The sequence below is a fragment of the Bacillus sp. J41TS8 genome (assembly GCF_018333035.1).
Taxonomy (GTDB): domain Bacteria; phylum Bacillota; class Bacilli; order Bacillales; family Bacillaceae; genus Bacillus; species Bacillus paralicheniformis.
On the sequence record NZ_BORF01000013.1, the window covers coordinates 1 to 18,806 of the forward strand.

At 47.9% G+C, this 18,806-nt stretch carries 18 protein-coding genes; 6 read left to right on the forward strand and 12 right to left on the reverse strand.

Features of this window, described 5'->3' with window-relative positions; genetic code table 11:
* Window positions 1-164: 164 nt before the first annotated feature.
* Window positions 165-659, reverse strand: coding sequence for a GNAT family N-acetyltransferase (locus KI350_RS16670; RefSeq protein WP_059232106.1), 495 nt, complete (start codon window positions 657-659; stop codon window positions 165-167).
* 134 nt (window positions 660-793) lie between these two features.
* Window positions 794-1,705, reverse strand: a complete 912-nt coding sequence (locus KI350_RS16675) for a polysaccharide deacetylase family protein (protein WP_059232105.1) — start codon at window positions 1,703-1,705, stop codon at window positions 794-796.
* A 293-nt stretch (window positions 1,706-1,998) separates the two neighbouring features.
* On the opposite strand from KI350_RS16675, the gene dat reads away from it, so the two are divergent.
* Window positions 1,999-2,850 (forward strand): D-amino-acid transaminase, encoded by an 852-nt coding sequence (dat, locus tag KI350_RS16680; protein WP_039072571.1) that lies wholly within the window; start codon window positions 1,999-2,001, stop codon window positions 2,848-2,850.
* Between the two features lie 247 nt (window positions 2,851-3,097).
* Here the strand turns inward: dat and nhaC are convergent, their stop codons facing one another.
* Window positions 3,098-4,456: a Na+/H+ antiporter NhaC gene (gene nhaC, locus KI350_RS16685; protein WP_059231217.1), complete on the reverse strand. Its 1,359-nt coding sequence runs from the start codon at window positions 4,454-4,456 to the stop codon at window positions 3,098-3,100.
* Between the two features lie 236 nt (window positions 4,457-4,692).
* Between nhaC and KI350_RS16690 the strand changes: the two genes are divergently transcribed.
* Window positions 4,693-5,673 carry an aldose 1-epimerase gene (locus KI350_RS16690; protein ID WP_026579975.1) on the forward strand — a complete coding sequence of 327 codons (981 nt, stop codon included), beginning with the start codon at window positions 4,693-4,695 and terminating at the stop codon, window positions 5,671-5,673.
* Between the two features lie 15 nt (window positions 5,674-5,688).
* On the opposite strand, the gene KI350_RS16695 is transcribed toward KI350_RS16690, so the two are convergent.
* The 5 genes from KI350_RS16695 to KI350_RS16715 form a co-directional block, all read right to left on the reverse strand.
* Entirely contained in the window at window positions 5,689-6,165 is a 477-nt protein-coding gene (locus tag KI350_RS16695) for a DUF4944 domain-containing protein (RefSeq protein WP_059231215.1), read from the reverse strand.
* A 77-nt stretch (window positions 6,166-6,242) separates the two neighbouring features.
* Complete coding sequence (locus KI350_RS16700) at window positions 6,243-8,177, reverse strand: TOMM precursor leader peptide-binding protein (protein ID WP_059231213.1); 1,935 nt, start codon at window positions 8,175-8,177, stop codon at window positions 6,243-6,245.
* Window positions 8,177-10,033, reverse strand: a complete 1,857-nt coding sequence (locus KI350_RS16705; RefSeq protein WP_059231211.1) for a putative thiazole-containing bacteriocin maturation protein — start codon at window positions 10,031-10,033, stop codon at window positions 8,177-8,179. Before KI350_RS16705 ends, KI350_RS16700 begins: the two co-directional genes overlap by 1 nt.
* Before the next feature lie 124 nt (window positions 10,034-10,157).
* Window positions 10,158-10,496: a heterocycloanthracin/sonorensin family bacteriocin gene (locus tag KI350_RS23440; protein ID WP_081303454.1), complete on the reverse strand. Its 339-nt coding sequence runs from the start codon at window positions 10,494-10,496 to the stop codon at window positions 10,158-10,160.
* 693 nt (window positions 10,497-11,189) lie between these two features.
* A complete protein-coding gene (locus KI350_RS16715; RefSeq protein WP_059231207.1) occupies window positions 11,190-11,690 on the reverse strand; it encodes a universal stress protein in 501 nt (166 codons plus the stop codon).
* 296 nt (window positions 11,691-11,986) lie between these two features.
* Between KI350_RS16715 and KI350_RS16720 the strand changes: the two genes are divergently transcribed.
* Genes KI350_RS16720 through bmrD form a run of 3 tightly spaced genes read left to right on the forward strand, consistent with a single transcriptional unit; the run spans window position 11,987 to window position 15,979 of the window.
* Window positions 11,987-12,247 carry a hypothetical protein gene (locus tag KI350_RS16720; RefSeq protein WP_059231205.1) on the forward strand — a complete coding sequence of 87 codons (261 nt, stop codon included), beginning with the start codon at window positions 11,987-11,989 and terminating at the stop codon, window positions 12,245-12,247.
* Window positions 12,210-13,964 (forward strand): multidrug ABC transporter ATP-binding protein BmrC, encoded by a 1,755-nt coding sequence (gene bmrC / locus KI350_RS16725; protein ID WP_059231203.1) that lies wholly within the window; start codon window positions 12,210-12,212, stop codon window positions 13,962-13,964. The genes KI350_RS16720 and bmrC overlap by 38 nt, the downstream gene beginning before the upstream one ends.
* Window positions 13,961-15,979: a multidrug resistance ABC transporter ATP-binding protein/permease BmrD gene (gene bmrD, locus KI350_RS16730; RefSeq protein WP_059231202.1), complete on the forward strand. Its 2,019-nt coding sequence runs from the start codon at window positions 13,961-13,963 to the stop codon at window positions 15,977-15,979. Before bmrC ends, bmrD begins: the two co-directional genes overlap by 4 nt.
* 19 nt (window positions 15,980-15,998) lie before the next feature.
* On the opposite strand, the gene KI350_RS16735 is transcribed toward bmrD, so the two are convergent.
* From KI350_RS16735 to KI350_RS16745, 3 genes are all read right to left on the reverse strand, one after another.
* Window positions 15,999-16,625, reverse strand: coding sequence for an NAD(P)-dependent oxidoreductase (locus tag KI350_RS16735; protein ID WP_236808543.1), 627 nt, complete (start codon window positions 16,623-16,625; stop codon window positions 15,999-16,001).
* Between the two features lie 20 nt (window positions 16,626-16,645).
* Window positions 16,646-16,789: a hypothetical protein gene (locus tag KI350_RS16740; protein ID WP_165426536.1), complete on the reverse strand. Its 144-nt coding sequence runs from the start codon at window positions 16,787-16,789 to the stop codon at window positions 16,646-16,648.
* 156 nt (window positions 16,790-16,945) lie between these two features.
* Entirely contained in the window at window positions 16,946-17,149 is a 204-nt protein-coding gene (locus tag KI350_RS16745; protein WP_059231199.1) for an alpha/beta-type small acid-soluble spore protein, read from the reverse strand.
* Window positions 17,150-17,383: 234 nt separating this feature from the next.
* Here KI350_RS16745 and KI350_RS16750 point away from each other — a divergent pair, with 234 nt between their 5' ends.
* Window positions 17,384-17,608: a hypothetical protein gene (locus KI350_RS16750; protein ID WP_020450771.1), complete on the forward strand. Its 225-nt coding sequence runs from the start codon at window positions 17,384-17,386 to the stop codon at window positions 17,606-17,608.
* Between the two features lie 40 nt (window positions 17,609-17,648).
* Here the strand turns inward: KI350_RS16750 and KI350_RS16755 are convergent, their stop codons facing one another.
* Window positions 17,649-18,755: an ABC transporter ATP-binding protein gene (locus tag KI350_RS16755; protein ID WP_059231197.1), complete on the reverse strand. Its 1,107-nt coding sequence runs from the start codon at window positions 18,753-18,755 to the stop codon at window positions 17,649-17,651.
* Window positions 18,756-18,806: the final 51 nt, after the last annotated feature.

The window sequence follows — 18,806 nt, forward strand, 5'->3', positions numbered from 1 at the left end:
ATCTCAAAAAGCTGGCGAATTGGACTTGGAAAGGTCCTCATCGCCAGAACTCTCATCGAAAAAACAGAATAAATTGGACAAAAATAGGCCGGATTATAAAAATTCGACCTATTTTGTCAACGGTCTGAGGCGCTCCAGACCGGAGCGCCTTTTTCTGAGCTTCATCACAATTTTTTATAATAAAAAACGGATGTATCGAAGCTGCCGTCTGCAGATTCCGCGTATGCGGGAATGCGGCCGGCTTCGGCAAAGCCGAGCGAAGCGTAAAGAAGGTTGGACGGGGCTTTTTCCCTTGTATCCAGCACGAGAAGAGATCTGCCTTCGTGTTTCGCCCTGTCGATCGCTTTTTCCATTAACGATCTGGCGACGCCCTGCCGCCTGAAGACGGGATCTGTCATTAACTTGCAGATTTCCGCTCTGTGGCGGCCGTTTTGTTTTGTGCATAAGTGCAATTGAACACTTCCTGCGATCCGGCCGTTTTGTTTGGCAATCCATAACACCGAATCCGGTGTGACGGCTGTTTTCCAATAAGCCTCCGCCCGCTGCTTTTCAAGCGGAGGCAGAAAGCCGATCGATGCCCCGTCATCGACGACCCGGATGAGAAGCTCGGCCAATTGATTGGTATATTCGGCAGTCGAATGCAGCTCTTCAATTTTCATTTATCCACCCCATGATATAAAGATAACTGCATCATAATCATAAAACTGTTTGTTTGGCAACAAGTGTGTCAGATGATCACACTTGCGGGAGGAAATAAAAAAATCCCCTTCAGCAGGGGATCAGGCATGGGATGTTATTCATGAACGGGTGTCATCGATTCATCAAGCGTTGCAAATGAATACCCCATGTTTTTTAAATTTGTCAGCAATAACGGCAACGATTGAACCGTTGAAGGAATATCGTGCATCAGGATCACGATCGGCTGTTTTGTCTGCCGCTTTTCCAGCGTATTCAGCTGGTTCATGACTTCCGGAACGAATTTTTGGCTCCTGTATTTCCAGTCCATGCTGTCAATATTCCAGTCCCAATAAACAAATCCGTTCTTTTTCAGCACTTTTTTCTGCGCTTCGGTCAGCGAAGGTTTGCTCCCGTAAGGCGTTCTGATTAAATGGGTTTCAACCCCGGTGATAGACTTCAGCGTTTTTTGAGCCTGCTTCATTTCCAGCTGAGGAGAATTGGCGCCTTTATAAAATTGCTTTTGGTCATGGGTCACTCCGTGAAGTCCAAGTGCATGGCCCTGCTGCTTCATATTGAGAACGGCTTCTTTGTGAAGCTTCATGTTCGGTTCGAGCATGAAGAACGTCGCTTTAGCATCATGTTCGGATAAAATTTGCAGCAGCCTTTGGCTTACGGCTGAAGGCCCATCGTCAAACGTCAAATAAACCGTTTTTTTCTTCAATTTTTCTTGCTTTTTTTCCGCAGCAGCTTTTTGCTTCTCTTTTTCCTGCTTGCGCTTTTCGATCTGCTGTTTTGTGCTCAAGTGATCGAGAAGTTCGCCTTGCGTTGCTTTTTTGAGCGGAACGCTGTCTCCTTCATGCCTCATTTGGCTGTTTTCCGACACCGTAAGCTCTTTTTTCTCAGCGGCGGCAGAGGACTGTGAAAGGTCCCACACGTACAGGAGAATCAGACACAAAACAAAAAAGCACGCTGCTTTCGTCAACAGATAAGTTACAGATGGGGCAGTTTTTTTTGATACTTGGCGCATGTCACTCTCTCCGTATCATTTTTCTCGTTCCAATGCCATTATAGAATGCTAGTCTCATAAAATAATGGATCACAATGTTTAAGTATACAGGATTGGAAAGAAGATGAATACAGGATGAAGGGAAAAATATATCAAATTTTAAGAGAAAATGCTGAACGATGGGGAATGCTGTTTTTTTGATCATGAAGGCGGAGAAAAGTTTTTGGAAATGTTGCACTATTTTGAAGGGCAGGGTCGTGTTAGAATGGAATGGAGAAAATTCAGAAGTTAACAAAAAACAAGGGGATGGAGAAATGAAAGTTCTTTTTAACGGCCGGCTGATGGAACGGAGCGAGTGTGCGGTTGATATTGAGGACAGAGGCTACCAATTTGGAGACGGCGTCTATGAAGTCATCCGCATTTACAATGGAATCCTGTTCACGCTTGATGAACACATTGCCCGCTTATACAAAAGCGCAGCCGAAATCGGAATCGACTTGTCGTTTTCAGAAGCCGAGCTGAAAAGCCAGCTGAAAGAGCTCGTCGACATCAATCAAATGCGGGACGGCGGGCTGTATCTTCAAGTGACAAGGGGAAAAGCCCCGAGAAAGCACCAATACGGAGCAGGGCTTACGCCTCAGGTGACGGCTTATACATTTCCTATTCAAAAGCCTGAAAAAGAACAGCAAAACGGCGTTTCGGCTATTACTGCGGACGACATGCGCTGGCTGAGATGCGACATTAAAAGCTTAAATCTGTTGTACAATGTAATGATCAAGCAAAAAGCGCATGAAGCTTCTTCATTCGAAGCGATCTTAATTCGCGACGGGTTGGTGACGGAAGGGACGTCCTCAAATGTTTACGTCGTCAAGCAAAACGTTATCTACACCCATCCCGTGACAACGCTCATCTTAAACGGCATCACGCGGATGAAAGTGCTTCAGCTGTGTGAGCAACACGGCTTGAACTATGAAGAAAAAGCGGTGACAAAGGATGAATTGCTGAATGCAGATGAGGTGTTCATCACGTCAACGACAGCCGAAGTCATTCCAGTCACATCGATTGACGGGCAAACGATCGGCTCCGGAGCGCCGGGACCGCTCACCAAAAATGTGCAGACCGCATTGCAAAACAGCATTTTGTCAGAGACAGCCAAACCGGTTTAATAAAAGAAAAACGCCGCTTCCATGAGGAAACGGCGTTTCAGCGTGTCGACAAACCCTCGCATTCGTTGTCAGGCCTGCGCGTCGGTGCTCACGAATTCCAACATTCGCTGCGCTCCGATGCTCGGCCTTCCTAGACTGCAAGGGTTTTCAATCACGCTGAAAGGATGACAAAATCCTAAAACTGAAAACCGTTTTAAGATTTTGTCAACAATCTAAAACGCCGCTTCCATGAGGAAACGGCGTTTTTTTACTTGCGGAAACCGAACAAAATTGAAAAGAGCGGCGATAAATATAGGAAAAACACAAACGGCAAATATTCAATGACGGGAACGCCGAGCGCGCTGGACATGAACGCGCCGCTGACTCCCCAAGGGATCATCGGATTGATTAATGTCCCTCCGTCTTCAAGCGACCTCGACAAATGCTTCCGTTCGATTCCGAGCTTGTCATACAGCTTTTTAAAGGACTGTCCGGGAATCAATATCGATAAATACTGTTCGCCTGTCGCCAGGTTCATGCCGATGCTTGATGAAACGGTTGAGAACACAAGCCGGCCTTTCGTATGAATGCCCTTGATTACACCTTCAAGCAGGCTTGTAATCAGGCCGATTTTTTCCATGAGACCGCCGAGCGCGAATGCGATGATAATCAGGGAAACAGAGCCCATTATCGATTGAAGGCCGCCGCGGTTTAAAATCTTCTCAACGGCTTCAGTGTCGGCTGAGAAAACCGGACCATTCTGCATCGCTGACAAAAACGATGAAATGCTGGCGTCAGGCTGTATCAACGCGGCAAGTATTCCGGCGGAAACGATTCCCGCTGCAAGCGACGGAATGACGGGCGTTCGTCTGACAGCAAGTACAATCACAAGAAGAGGCGACAGAAGCGCCCAGACGCTGATGTTGACTGTGCCTTCTATTCCGTTTATGATCGCTTGAATGTTTTCGGTAGAAGCCGGTGCCGCCGTTAAAGAACGGCCCATGAAAAAGAAAAGCAAAATCGTGATCAAAAGAGCGGGGATCGTCGTTCCCGCCATATGTCTAATATGCTTGAAAATGGGAAGCTCTCCGACTCCTGCGGCAAAATTGGTCGTGTCAGACATCGGAGACATTTTGTCACCGAAACAGGCGCCGCAAATCACAGCTCCCGCCGCCCATGTCAGTGGAACGCCGGCCGCTGCGGCCACGCCGATGAGGGCGACGCCGATCGTGCTGACCGTCGTAAAGCTGGAGCCGACCAATGAACTGATCACAAGACAGCTGAAAAGTGCGGTGAGCAGCAGGTGCTGCGGTTCAATCAGATTCAACGCGTAAACCGTTACCGTCGGAATCGCGCCGCTGTACTCCCAGACTCCGATTAAGATGCCGATTAAACAAAGGACGATAATCGGCTGAACGCCATTCCGGATGCCTGAGACAATGCCGCTTTCAAGGTCTTTCCAGGAATGGCCTTTCACCGCGCCGACCGCAGCTAAAAAACCAACGCAAATCAACAGCGGTATGTGCGCTTCTGCTTTAAATATGAATAAGCAGGTGAAAATAATGAACAATATGGCTAAAAACAATAGAGCCGATATGGAAAACGATAGACGTTTTTCGTTTGACAAGTCACACACCTCATTAGAAGAAATATCTCTCTTTAATACTTTGATGCTTTTGTGCATAAACGTATTATAACAGAAAAATAGATTATATACTTAAATTAAAATATTTCAAACATTTTTCAAAGGTTCGCCCATTCTCTTTTGAAAGCGCTGACTTTTTTAAGATATAATAGATTGGAGATAGGCATGTACTGATACACGTTTCACTGATCCTTTAGCCAAAATAGGGGGAAATGCGAATGTCTTACACTGTTCAGAAAAGCCGGTTTTTAGATGAGGAAGCGATCTGGTTGGAAAATGATGATTTAGAGGCTGTACTTGTGCCCGGGTGGGGAAGCAATTTAATTTCACTGAAGTGGAAGCCGAGCGGTTTGAAATTGTTGAAAACGCCTGAAACAAAGGAAGAATATAACGCGAATCCGTTTTTATTCGGAATTCCTGTTCTTTTTCCTCCCAACCGGATCGATCACGGAAGATTTACATATGCGGGAAGAACGTACGAGCTGCCGATCAATGAAAAGCCGCTCGAAAACCACCTGCACGGATTTCTTTACGATAAAAAATGGACGGTCGAAAAAGTGGAGGCAACAGAAGAGATGATCATCGTGCAGACGAAGCTGGACTCTGATGATCATCCCGATATTAAAGCGATCTTTCCGCACTCGTTTTCCATCACCATCACTTACACGTTAGAAGGACAGCATCTGAAAATCGATGCATCGGCTGTCAATCGTGGTCAAGACCCGATGCCGATCGGATTGGGGTACCACACATCTTTCCGCTATCCTTTAAACGAAGCAGGAGATAAAGAAAGGTGTCTGTTTACTCTTCCTGCCTCAAAGCGATGGACGCTGACAGACCGCATGCTGCCGACAGGCGAGTATCGGGTGACAGAGGAGTTCAAAGCGGGAAAAATGGCAGCGGGAGAAAGGCTTGACGATATATTGGCAGCTGAACAAGACCAGGAAGGAAACAGCGCGGCCGTCATTGCGGACAGCCTCGCCGGCATTCGCGTCCGCTACCAATGCGACGGTCATTTTAAGCACTGGGTTGTGTTTAACGGTACATCTGATCAGGATGACCTGCTTTGTATAGAGCCATATACTTGGATGACGAATGCACCGAACCTCAACCTTCCGAAGGATGTGACCGGATTTCGGGATTTGGGACCGCAGGAAGAGCTTACGATGCGAAGCAAAATTGAGGTGGGCGGAATATAATCGATATTCCGCCTTTTACCATGAGCTTTTATCAAGGGTAAATGCTGTATGGGACGCTTGTTTGCCCTCTCTCCAATCCAGTTGAACCGTGATCTTGCGGCCGGCGAATTCGGCTTCTTCAAGCTCTTCCAAAAAAGAAACGGATTGTTCTTTTGACCCTCCGCCGGGGAATTCGCCTCCCGCGTAATCTTTCATCGGCGTCTCGACTTGGGAGTTCAAAACGATTTCATCACCAAACTTTACGACCAACTTTTCCAAATATATATCGTCCAGCTCCGCGCGGTCGCCTGTCCAATAGAGGTCTCCGCCAAATAGCGTGCGGCCTTCTATCTTTTTGATCACGGCCTCCCAATTTCCATCGGCGCTTTGTCCGTTCCATTTCGGGTATTCCGTCATATAGAAACCGATCAGTCTGCCGCCGAAATAAACGGTGCAAAAGGCCGTGAAAAGGGAAGCAATGAAAAGAAGCGGCCGCTTGTATTCCTGTTTCATATTATCCACCGCCTAAAAAGTTCTGCTTTATGATCATAAAGCAGAACAATCGGGAAAAAAAGTCATTCTCTTAAATTTTAAGGGAACGGGTGCGGGTGCAGGTTCAGCTGTTCTGGTGTTAACGGCTCTTCTGCAAAGCCGAGCTCCTTCGGCACCGTGAAAATTCTCTCAAGTCCTTCCAGGCGGATGAAGCGCTGTCCGAATGTCATCGGAATCAGGCCCGGGATAAGCACTTTCACACAGTAAAGTCCGTTCCGTTTGATAACAGGGGAAGTCTGGTCAACGACAATCACTTCAAGATTGAGACTCCGGAAAGCTTCAAGCAGGTCGCAGAGATCTTCGGTTAAATCAAGGTGTTTCTTTCTTTTTTTAAAGGCATCGTCGAATGTTTGCAGAGGCCGGCTTTGATTCAGCAAAAACCGGAGTCGCTCTTCAGCTTCAGGCAGTCCGTACATGAAGCTGTGATCCTCCATTTCCTGCACTAAAGCAGGATTGCGGAGCATCTGGTGATATTTGCTCCTTTCAGATTCAAATTTGCGGTCGTGCTTCAACATCATGCCTGCCAGCTCATGAAGGGCGCTTTTCACCGCTTTTACGGGATCGGGGTGGGCCCCTGCGGAACAAATCAGATTCAATCCTTCCCGTTTTCTGTTTTTGGCGATCGCCCAAACGCTTGGAATGCCGTATTCCATCGTTGAATTAAAGACATGCAGATCATATCCCGCCACACTTCGCACCCTCTCTGTCATGAGGCGTAATTCCGGATCTTCTGAAGAGCCGAGATCCAGCTGCCGAAGTGGGAGCCTGGCGTACCAGGCAAGCAAAAATGAATCGCGCTCAGCGGCTTCTAGTATGGCATGGAAAATCGCTTCCTCCAAACTCCCTCCAAGTGCACAGCCGTTCGATGTTTCATAGACGAAGCTGTCTTCGCGCCCCAGGCTGTAATAGGCGAGCGATTCAGGAATGAGAATCGGCCGTTTCTGCAAAAATGAATAGCCCCATACCCAGTGAAGAGGACGGGCCGGGTGAAATGGCTGAAAAGGAAAATCGGGATGCATGTATTGTTCCGCTTGATGGAGCCCGACTTTTGCCGGGTTGAGCGCACGATCCTTTACATTTTCGTAGGTGTCATGTACGATCGTCCGTTTGCCGCGCGGTTCAATTCCGGAATAACGTTCCAAACCCTCTAAAATGGCGGTCAATTCGCTGTCTTCATACGAATGGCTCCGCCCTCCGACACCTTCATTTCCCGTCCATAAAGGCATATTGACGATCATATCGGCGAACGGCAGAATCGCGTCATAAATTTTGGTGTTGAATATCCCCGTTCTATGATCCAGATAGTCTTTGGCGAGCGTTTGTTTTAAATCGTCCGTGTTTCGCACGCGAAAGCTGTCCGGGTTCGTTTTCAGACTGGGCCGAAGCGATATCCGTGCGGATTCCGCTCCGTCTTCAGGCAGACTCCCGCATATAGGGCATGTCGGTTCCGGGATGAAAGCGTGGAGCGAACTTTCTAACGTTTTCAAATTGACGATGTAAAGGTTTTTTTTCAACCGGCCGCACCCGCCGTTCATGATGTTGTCGACTTCTGTGCAGATCAGGCTGACCATTTGGCGGCAGCCGGTCTTTGAAACCCACGGATCGCGGCTTATGCCATTGCTTTTTTGTTCCAGTTCAAGGGTCTCTCTGCTGTCGGGGCCGGAGATATACCGCCTCATATCGGCGCATTGGGAACATCCTGACGCTGACGGATTAACGAGCGGTCCGATGACCCCTTCGCCAAAAGATGCAAACCCGCGAAGCCACGGAATTCCTGCCGCCCTTAGCACCTTTTCCGCCTCGCGGTATAATAAAGGCCGCCAAGCATCGTGCAGCACAAGAGCGAACGCAGTCTCCTCCGGTATGCTGTTCTCAAAATCAGACCTTCGGATAATGTTATATTCAGCAGATAATTGTTGTGATGCGTCTTCTGCCATCAATCCTTCGCCAATGACCAAAATGCAGCGGTTCATCAAGATTCCTCCTTTCGCAACTGCACGCAGTAAATGCCTGCCAGTTTTTCTTTGAAAAATGGTTCAGCAGGCAGCTCATAGACATAAAGCTGCAAGCCGCAGTTGTTTTTCAAGGCGGAAAGCAGTGTTTGCTGCAAATCAGCGGAAACGGGGGTAGCAAGCTTCAGGTCACTAGACTCCAGCAAAACATCCGCGCCTTTCACAGGGTCTTTGTCTGTCAGCGCCCGTTCGAGCGCTTTTCTGAGAGCGAATGTGATGTTGAGTCCAGAACTTCCGTACCAGCGGCCGCGAATTCCCGCCCATGCGACAGGGAAGCCTTGTATGTTTTTTCCTAAACCGATTTCCGGTTTGCCGTACAAGACTGTCAGCGCTTTTAAATAAAATGCGGTATGCCGGTCTTCCATTCCGCCTAGCTGAACGAGGGAAATCGTTTCTTTTCCGCTTTTGATCCGTTCTCGCAACCGGTGTTCCAAGCATTTCTCCAATCCCCTTAATACGCCTTCAGCCAGCGTTTCCCCGGCGGCGATCGCGAACAACTCCCCGTTACTCGGATAAGAACGGTTCAACCTTGATGCATACATTTCAATACCCGTCAGCCCGGCTTCCCGCCGCGCCTCTTGATGGGTCAAACCGACCGACACCGTCTTGGGCAAAAGCTCCGCAGGTCCGGAAGAGAGCGGGTCTGCTGTCTGAACAAAGCATTGTGCTAAAGGAAGCTGCCGCAAATGTTTCTCTTCCCACAGATGAAAAATGCCCGTTACAGGTGAGGTCAGTTCACTGAAACATTGAAATAACCTGCTTTCTGCTTCTCTTCCGGGGCGCTCCGAAAGTTTCGCTTCAAGGTCGCAGATGAGTTCAGGCGAATCCTTGCCGCAAGCGAAGTCCGGATGCGGAAGAAACATATGCCAGCCGCCTTCGAGCGTTGCCAAATCAATCAGATACACTTGATTCTTCTTAGATAATGGTGCAATCTCAGCAGTTGCTTTCATCAATTCGAACACAATAACGTTTGCCAGCATGTCTTTCCCTGCCGAAGGAAAAGTTCGAAGAGCCCGTTCTTCATGGAGCGCAGACCGATGGAGGCGCCTCCAGGCATCCTTCAGGCAGCCGTCTCCTTGTTGATGAAAGACAGGGCCTGCCAGTCCGACTTGTTTCAGGCAGATCCCGGGTATGAAGCCTTTGTTCTCTTCGAGGCAAAACGTTTGAAGATCGCGGAGCTCATCTGTGAAGCCGCGGTCAGAGACATACAGAACCCAATCGGCAGATCGCACCGCTTCCCGCCAGTGTTGCGTTTCGGCGCAGCCAATCTCCAGTCCGCTTTCGGTTTGCCCTGATATTTCTGCCAGTTCGTCTAAAGCGTGCCCGGATGCATCCGTCACGATCGCACGGATTCTTGAAAAACCGGAATCGATCAGCGACCGGACCAATTTTGTGAGAAAGGAGCCGGCCCCTATAGCCAATATTTTGGTTTGACGCGACAGCTGAAAGCGGTAAGCGCCGGAATCGGCAAAGCTCTCAATAAATTCGATTTGGGCTTCAAACGTTTGAAGCACTGAGCTTTCCAGTTTGTGCGGGTGATCCCGGCTTACGTCGCGAACGAACCCGTTTTTATAAAGCATTTCTCCGATTTCATATACTCTCTTTCGGTACGGAGCCTGTAGCCCTTTTGTCAAGTCTTCAAGCGAATGTTCCCCGTTGAACATCGGCAGAAGTTTTTCGATCCATTGAGCAATCGAAGATCCTTTTATGCGAAACGACCCGGAATTATTTCTAAAGTATGCGCCGCCGTTCGGATCAGGAAGAAACCATGTATCCTGGTTTACTTTCAGGCGAGCGGAAGCAGTCAGGTGTGTCATGCTCTTCCTCCTTCAATGTTTTAAAAACAAGACATACCATTATATGTAATTTTGTTTGTCCTTTATGCAATAGAAGACCCCTGCGGCAAAAGAGGCAGGGGAAGTCTTCTTTTTTATAAAAAAACTACATGCCTCCGCGCCAACAGCTCCAACAGCAATGGCCCGCGCAGCTCCAACAACTGTGGCCCATGCAGCTCCAACAGCTGTGGCCCATACAGCTCCAGCAGCTGTGGCCCGCACAGCTCCAGCAGCTGTGACCCGCGCAGCTCCAACAGCTGTGACCCGCGCAGCTCCAACAGCTGTGACCCATGCAGCTCCAACAGCTGGCACAGCTTCCGCAGCTCCAGCAGCTTGCGCAGTGTTTAACATTGGCGTGATGACGGTCCGCATCCCAATGCGTCATATCTTCTGCCTGGAATTGATCCATCTCCAACGACTGCAGTTCATCATGGAATGGTTGCATTTTAATATCCCCCTCATCGATAAAATTTTTTGACCAAAACAATAAAAGAAGAATGAAACATAAGCAAAGTCAGATTAAGTCAAATACCCCGGGTACTCACAAGATCAAATTATGAGGTCTGTTAGGTGGTTGTTACTAAATTGAACGCCTATTTTTCCTGTTATTGGATTTCAACTGAAGAGGGGCTTTTACTTTGCAGCCATACTTGCGGCAGTTTTTTGAGACCGGTGGGGGGCTGAAGAGAGGAGGACAATACCGAGGCAAGGTGGAGAAAAAAACAATTGTAAGTCATGTGGAGTGAAAGTCTAAAGTGAATGACAATTTATGGGTGCATCTAAAGTGAAGAAAACATAGAGGGTAAAGGTAACCATTGGGCTTACGGATTAGAGGAAAAAATCAATTGGCGTTGTATTTATATAGCAGCGGAGTATCATTCGCGGGAACAGTGCCCTTGCAGTTTTATACTGATGCTAACGCTTATGTATTACTACAAAAACAGGTTTCTTTCAACAAGTTTTCATAGAGAAGGAGAGATTGCATTGATCAATTTTTCAATAATAAATGCTTTCATAGTATTAGGCGTCTTTCTATTCATTGTGTGGGGAATGATCTCCATTATTAACAGGTTAAGAAAATCAAGAAGATCATAACATGATGAGAGGCCGGACATTTGACCGGCCTCTTTTAAAATCGTTATTTTACAATCAGCACCGGGATCTCCGATTTTGTCGATATCTTGTCGCTGACGCTGCCAAACAGGAGTTTTTTCAGGCGGTTCTGGTCGCGCGTACCCGTGATGACGAGATCAGCGCCGATGTTTTCAGCATGTTGCAGAACTGCGTTGGCCGGGTCTCCTTCCAACACCTCTATTTCCGCGTCGTACTGGTTTTCGCTTAACATGATTTTCGCTGCCGCAATCGCTTCTTCCGCGCTGTCCTCATAGATCATGGGTTCACCGGCCAAGTCTGAATCGTGGGGGACCCGGGGTGCGGCCGGGAAGCCGCTGTAAAGGTACGGCGCGCCGGCAGCGGGTCTTTCGTCCGCAGCCTCTGTTCGCACTTGCCTCGGTTCATGGACATGGGCGACGGTCAATTGTGAGCCGAGCCTTTTCGAAAGGTCGATCGCTTTTTTCAGCGCTTTTTTGCTTTCCTCTTTTCCGTCAAACGCGACAATGATCCGGTCAGCTTTAAACAAATTGATCATTCCTTTCAGAATGGATTTACTTTTATATTACCCGATTTCCCAACAAATCTAACGAAATATGAGAATATGAATCAAAAGCCCGCCATTCGCCAAAAAAACAAATTGACAATTAAAGGGCCGTACTATAAGATGGAAAATATTAATAAGATTGGAGGGTATCGTCATGTTTAGAAATATCAAAGCATCAGTTCAACAACAAAAGCACCTTAACGTGACATTTTTATACCTTCCTTACGCTCAGGGATCCGTTTCACTCTAACCATTTTCAGAAGGAAGGCGCATGTCGCGTGAACAAGCGTACATGCGCCTTTTTATATAAAAAAGGCATGCTGGTACACAGTGTGCCTTTTTTTTCTGAGAAAAAACATCCTGTTCCCGATGCGGAGCAGCATGTTTTTCTAATAAATCAACCGCACATAAGGAGGAATTTTTTATGCCGAGTATCAGAAAAAACGAAATCAAAGATTGTAAGGAAAAACTTGAAGGCGGCTAAAAAAGGAGAGGATATCAATGTTTTCTGTTTTATGGAAGCTGGGCTGGTTTTTTAAAGCCTCTTGGCGGCGCTATACGATAGCGATCGTCCTGTTGATTATTGTAAACGTATTTGAAATGTTTCCGCCGAAGCTGCTTGGCAACGCGATTGACGACATGCAGGCGGGCACTTTTTCAAAGGCCGGCATGCTCGGCTATATCGCTTTATTTCTCGCGCTTGGCGCAGTTGTTTATATCTTGTCTTATTATTGGATGTATCAGCTGTTTGGGGGAGCGAACCTGGTCGAAAAAATTCTCAGATCCAAGCTGATGGGCCATTTGCTGAAAATGACCCCGTCATTTTACGAGAAAAACCGCACAGGGGATTTGATGGCGAGGGCGACAAATGATTTAAAAGCGATTTCCATGACGGCGGGCTTCGGCATTTTGACCCTGGTCGATTCGACGCTGTATATGCTGACGATTCTGTTGACAATGGGTTTTTTGATCAGCTGGAAGCTGACGCTTGCTTCGATCATTCCGCTTCCGCTGATGGCGGCTGCCATCAGCATCTACGGGAAAAAAATTCATGAGCGTTTCACGGAAGCGCAGGATGCGTTTGGCGATTTAAATGATCGAGTGCTCGAGTCCGTGTCAGGGGTAAGGGTGATCCGGGCCTATGTGCAGGAGAAAAACGATGTCAGCCGGTTCAACAGCATGACGGCTGATGTGTACAAGAAAAACATGAAAGTCGCTTTGATCGATTCGCTGTTCGAACCGACGGTGAAGCTTTTGGTCGGGATCAGCTATTTAATCGGTCTTGGCTACGGCGCCTATCTTGTTTTCCGCAGCCAGCTGACATTGGGAGAGCTCGTCTCTTTCAACGTATACCTCGGCATGCTGATTTGGCCGATGTTTGCGATCGGAGAGCTGATCAATGTCATGCAGAGGGGAAATGCTTCGCTTGACAGGGTAAATGAAACATTGGCATATGAGCCTGATGTGAGAGAACCCGCTGAACAGGAAACAGCGGAGCCGGGCGATATTGTATTTGACGGGGTCACTTTTACGTACCCGAGCTCCGCGTCAGAAAACCTGGCCGATATTTCATTTACCGTATTAGAAGGACAAACGGTCGGAATCGTCGGAAAGACGGGAAGCGGCAAAACGACGTTAGTCAAGCAGCTGCTGAGGCAGTATCCGAAAGGAAAAGGAACGATCACCATTTCGGGCGTGCCGATTGAGCGCCTGCCGCTTGATCAGCTTCGCAGCTGGATCGGATATGTGCCTCAGGATCACGTGTTGTTTTCAAAATCGGTGAAAGACAATATTTTGTTTGGCGGACGCCTCGCCGAGGAACGCGATTTGTACGATGTCATCTCTGCGGCACATCTGAAAAAGGATATTGAGATGCTTTCAGACGGCTTGGAGACAATGGTCGGAGAGAAGGGCGTTGCTTTATCAGGGGGGCAGAAACAGCGGATTTCAATTGCGAGAGCGATGATTGCGGAACCCCATATTTTGATCTTGGATGATTCGCTGTCCGCTGTCGATGCGAAAACGGAAGCGGCGATTATTGAAAACATCCGCAGCAGGCGGAAAGGCAAAACGACCTTTATTACATCACATCGGATGTCGGCCGTCGAACACGCCGATTTCATTCTCGTCATGGAAAATGGAAGGATCGTTGAAAGAGGGACGCATCAGGAACTGATCGGCCGGAAAGGCTGGTATTTTGAACAATACGAAGCACAGCAGCTTCCTTCGGGAGAAGAAGGAGGGACTGTAGCATGACAACAGGAAAAAGGCTTTTCCAATATGCGCTTCTTTACAAAAAAATTCTCATCTGGGCGCTCGTCATGCTGACGATTGCCGTCACAGCCGAGCTGACGGGACCGATGATCGCCAAAAAGATGATCGACGATCATATTCTCGGAATTGAAAAAACGTGGTATGAAACGACAGAGAACACGAAATATACCGTTTCCTATAAAGGAAAGGAATATATCAGGGAAGACAGGACAGATCCTTCAGCTGAAAAGCTGCAGGAAGTTCACATCTTTCAAGTCGGTATGAACTACTACTTTGTGGGGGAACCGGTTTCCTTTGACGGAGAGCGGACGGTTTCCGGAGAAGAGCTGAGAATGACGAACGGAGAGCGGACGGCAACCTACAAGGCCGATCGCCTGTCTTTGTCAGAAGTGTATGCTTTTTACGAGCCTGAAATAGGAGGGCTGATTTCACTCGTTTCTATTTATTTCGGCCTACTCGTCTTCTCGATCTTTTTCCATTACGGCCAATTCTACCTCTTGCAGATGAGCGCAAACCGCATCATTCAAAAGATGAGACAGGATGTATTCGCCAACATTCAAAGGCTTCCTATCCGCTATTTTGATAATTTGCCGGCAGGAAAAATCGTTGCAAGGGTGACGAATGATACCGAAGCGATCCGCGACCTGTATGTGACCGTTCTTTCGACGTTTGTCACAAATATCATTTATATGGCCGGAATATTCGCCGCGCTGTTTTTCCTTGATGTCAGGCTGGCCGGCGTCTGTCTCTTGATTTTGCCTCTGATTGTCATTTGGGCGGCCGTTTATCGAAAATTCGCTTCTGGCTACAATCATAAACTCAGGTCAATCAACAGCGAGATCAACGCCAAAATGAATGAATCGATTCAAGGCATGCCGATTATTCAGGCATTCCGGCGCGGACAGGACACAAAAGAAGAATTTGAACAGCTGAACGAGAGCCACTTTCATTACCAAAATAAAATGCTGAAATTGAATTCGCTCATGTCCCACAACTTGGTCAACATTCTCAGAAATGTGATGTTCACCGCTTTAATCTGGTATTTCGGGGGAGCTGCCCTGAACGCGGAAGGAATGATTTCAATCGGCGTCCTTTATGCATTCGTTGATTACTTGAATCGTTTATTTCAACCGATTACGGGCATTGTCAACCAGTTTGCCAAGCTTGAATTGGCGCGCGTATCATCGGAGCGGGTTTTCCGCCTGCTGGATGAGCCGGGCGTCGACGTCAAAGAGCCGGGCGGCGAAAGAGCGCGGGGGCGAGTCGTATTTGAAGATGTATCTTTTCGCTATCATGACGGCGAAGATGTGCTGAAAAACATCTCATTTGAAGCGAAGCAAGGGGAGACCGTTGCATTGGTCGGCCATACAGGCTCAGGGAAAAGCTCCATTTTGAATGTGCTTTTCCGCTTTTACGATATTGAAAAGGGCGATGTCAAAATCGACGGCAGAAGCATATACGATATGTCAAGGCAGGAAATCAGAAAGCAGATGGGCATCGTTCTCCAGGATCCTTACTTATTTTCCGGCACGATTGCTTCAAATGTCAGCCTTGACAATGCTGATTTGACCAGAGAGCAAATAGAAGCCGCCTTGAAACAGGTCGGGGCTCTTGAAATGCTCACCCGCCTGCCGAAAGGTCTTGACGAGCCGGTCATCGAAAAAGGAAGCACCCTTTCTTCAGGGGAAAGACAGCTGATCTCGTTTGCGCGTGCGCTGGCATATGATCCTGCTATTCTTATTTTAGACGAGGCGACGGCCCATATCGATACTGAAACAGAAGCGGTCATTCAAAAAGCGCTTGATGTCGTTAAACAAGGGCGCACGACCTTTATCATCGCCCACAGGCTGTCAACGATCAAAAACGCCGACCAGATTCTCGTTCTTGAAAAAGGCCGGATTATCGAGAGGGGAAATCATAAAGAGCTGATGAAGCAAAAAGGCCAATACTATCAAATGTATGAACTGCAAAAGGGAAAAGGAACCCTGACAGGGTAAGCCGGATCTTCACCCGGCTTTAATAAGCGAGCCCCACCCTTGCCTTAACAAACTGGTCAGACTCAAGCTGTTTGAAAAGAAAATGGGCGGTGTCGCCGGTCGATATTTCTTTTCCGCCGGCCGGCAGAACATCCTGTTCAAAACGGTATGTCTTCAATGCCGGCCCGTCGGGGAGATATGTCGGGCAGACGATCGTCCAATCTAATTCAGACTCGCGGAGCCGTTCGTACACACGGGCATGTTCTTGCGCTGCGCGCGCCGAGCGCCGTTTTGACTCATTTGTTTCAAAGCGGTAAAGGGACGGGTTCTGCCTGGCGTTTAAAATGCCGGCGGTTCCGATGGTAATCAGCCGTTTAATCCGGTGTGCGTTCATGGCATTTATCATATGTTCGATGGAGACGGTCAATGTATCGTCTCCATCTGTGTTTAAACAGCTGACAACGATATCGCAATTTTTTATTAAAGACTCGACGTCATGCTGGTTCCTGGCGTTCCCTGTAAGTGCTTGGCAGCATTTATCCGGAATGCGGGCGCCTTCCGTTCTCCGGACAAGTGCGTAAACGGAATGACGCCCATCCTCTTCAACAAAATTGAGAAAGGCCTGTCCGACACGGCCTGTACCTCCAAAAAGTGCAATTTTCAACATGATCACTCCCATCGGATCTATCATACGTCAGATCGTCCGGAAGAAAAAGCCCCGCGAAAACAAAAGGGTCCATGATAAGGGCGTACATTTGAGACATACTCATTCAATAGAGAAATCCCGACAAATTGAATCAATTCCCAATTGATGCTCAACATCAGCTGCATGCCGACTCCTCCTTTATATCAGCATATGAAAAAAGGAGAAGCGGGTGCGGGCTTTCATGCGCGGGCCGCCGCTCATCATTTTATTCGCGAGAATGAATGACACGCTAAAGAAGGTGCAGGATATGCACCTTCTGTTATCCATGAATATGAAGTTGTTTAAAATTGTTGACCGCCCATAGATGCTTGAGCTTGGGAAACTAAACGTTTTGTAATTTCTCCGCCGACAGAACCGTTTGCACGGGAAGTCGTGTCAGCGCCAAGGTTTACGCCGAACTCAGAAGCGATTTCGAATTTCATTTGATCGATCGCTTGAGCTGCTCCTGGGACAAGCAGTTGATTTGAAGAATTTTGATTAGCCATTTGTATCAAACTCCTTTATAAAAATGGTATGGTTGGGCTGACTGGAGTTGCACCAGCTGCCGGCTTTCACCAAAAGAAAACCGCTGCCTTCTCGGCTAAAGCCCAATGTTGGTTTGTACTACGTATTATGGTGGATTCGATAAAATAAATGCGCGTTTCAATCTGGTAAATGTTGAAAGACAAAAAGGTTAGGATTGGGGCAAGCTAAGGGAAAAAGCCAGGAGGATGAAGAAGATGATGTGCCCAGTATGCAATGGCATTCTCGTCCAGACAAGGCATTGTCCGAAGTGCGGCGGGGAAATGGCGGACGCGGGGAGAGCCACCGATTTTTTCGGTCCGTACAGTCCGTATATGGAGTTCGATTCATTTAAACAAACGCAAACTGTATGCGTTCATTTATATACTTGCCAGGATTGTACTTATGAAGAAACCGTCGAAATTGAAACGACCGAAGCATAGTCGTAGCATGCTTCGGTCATGGAGAGTGTTTGAATCCGGGTTATTCTTCAGAGCGGATGCGAAGCTCCGTTTCTTTATCAAAGAAGTGGGCTTTATTCATGTCAAGCGCAAGAGGAAGTGTATCGCCGGCCTGGACGTCGGTCCTTGAATCGACTCTGGCGATAAACGGCTGAGTGCCAGCTTGCGAATAAAGCATCGTTTCCGCGCCCATCAGCTCGGCTACCTCAATTTTCGCATCGATTTTTGAGTCTTTTGACGCATCAATGAAAACAGGCTCGTCATGGATATCCTCAGGCCTGATTCCCATGATGATTTCCTTGCCGGCATAGCCCTGGCTGCGCAGAACTTTCATTTTTCCTTCCGGCACGCGAATCGAAATGCCGTCAAATGTAAACATGTCTTCTTTCAGAGTGCCGGTAAAAAAGTTCATTGCAGGAGACCCGATAAAGCCGCCGACAAAAACGTTTTCCGGATTTTCATAGACTTCCTTCGGCGCGCCGACCTGCTGGATGATTCCGTCTTTCATGACGACGAGCCGCGTAGCCATCGTCATCGCTTCAGTCTGGTCGTGGGTGACATAGATGGTCGTCGTCTGCAGGCGCTGATGAAGCTTTGTGATTTCGGCGCGCATTTGTACGCGCAATTTGGCGTCAAGGTTTGATAACGGCTCATCCATCAGAAACACCTTTGCGTCCCGAACGATTGCCCGGCCTAAGGCGACGCGCTGGCGCTGTCCGCCGGAAAGCGCTTTTGGCTTTCTGTCCAAATATTGTTCAAGGCCCAGAATTTTGGCCGCTTCATGGACGCGCCGTTTAATTTCATCCTTCGGAAACTTCCTCAGCTTTAAGCCGAAAGCCATATTGTCATAGACATTCATGTGCGGATAAAGGGCATAGTTTTGGAATACCATCGCAATGTCGCGGTCCTTTGGAGCGACATCATTCATCCGTTTGCCGTCGATTGTGAATTCGCCATCCGTAATTTCCTCAAGGCCTGCGATCATTCTGAGCGTTGTCGACTTGCCGCAGCCTGACGGTCCGACAAAGACGATAAATTCCTTATCATCGATATGAAGATTAAAATTATCCACAGCCGTGACTTTGTTGTCATACACTTTGTATATCTGATCGAGCACGAGTTCCGCCATTTTTTCTCCCCCTCTTTTATGTAAGCGCTTTACCTGATTTTAGTTTATAAA

Excerpts from the sequence above, each read along its gene's own strand:
- KI350_RS16670 (WP_059232106.1), bottom strand. The coding sequence starts at position 659 with ATGAAAATTGAAGAGCTGCATTCGACTGCCGAATATACCAATCAATTG.
- KI350_RS16675 (WP_059232105.1), bottom strand. The coding sequence starts at position 1,705 with ATGCGCCAAGTATCAAAAAAAACTGCCCCATCTGTAACTTATCTGTTG.
- dat (WP_039072571.1), top strand. The coding sequence starts at position 1,999 with ATGAAAGTTCTTTTTAACGGCCGGCTGATGGAACGGAGCGAGTGTGCG.
- KI350_RS16690 (WP_026579975.1), top strand. The coding sequence starts at position 4,693 with ATGTCTTACACTGTTCAGAAAAGCCGGTTTTTAGATGAGGAAGCGATC.
- KI350_RS16695 (WP_059231215.1), bottom strand. The coding sequence starts at position 6,165 with ATGAAACAGGAATACAAGCGGCCGCTTCTTTTCATTGCTTCCCTTTTC.
- KI350_RS16700 (WP_059231213.1), bottom strand. The coding sequence starts at position 8,177 with ATGAACCGCTGCATTTTGGTCATTGGCGAAGGATTGATGGCAGAAGAC.
- KI350_RS16705 (WP_059231211.1), bottom strand. The coding sequence starts at position 10,033 with ATGACACACCTGACTGCTTCCGCTCGCCTGAAAGTAAACCAGGATACA.
- KI350_RS23440 (WP_081303454.1), bottom strand. The coding sequence starts at position 10,496 with ATGCAACCATTCCATGATGAACTGCAGTCGTTGGAGATGGATCAATTC.
- bmrC (WP_059231203.1), top strand. The coding sequence starts at position 12,210 with ATGTTTTCTGTTTTATGGAAGCTGGGCTGGTTTTTTAAAGCCTCTTGG.
- bmrD (WP_059231202.1), top strand. The coding sequence starts at position 13,961 with ATGACAACAGGAAAAAGGCTTTTCCAATATGCGCTTCTTTACAAAAAA.
- KI350_RS16735 (WP_236808543.1), bottom strand. The coding sequence starts at position 16,625 with ATGTTGAAAATTGCACTTTTTGGAGGTACAGGCCGTGTCGGACAGGCC.
- KI350_RS16740 (WP_165426536.1), bottom strand. The coding sequence starts at position 16,789 with ATGCAGCTGATGTTGAGCATCAATTGGGAATTGATTCAATTTGTCGGG.
- KI350_RS16745 (WP_059231199.1), bottom strand. The coding sequence starts at position 17,149 with ATGGCTAATCAAAATTCTTCAAATCAACTGCTTGTCCCAGGAGCAGCT.
- KI350_RS16750 (WP_020450771.1), top strand. The coding sequence starts at position 17,384 with ATGATGTGCCCAGTATGCAATGGCATTCTCGTCCAGACAAGGCATTGT.
- KI350_RS16755 (WP_059231197.1), bottom strand. The coding sequence starts at position 18,755 with ATGGCGGAACTCGTGCTCGATCAGATATACAAAGTGTATGACAACAAA.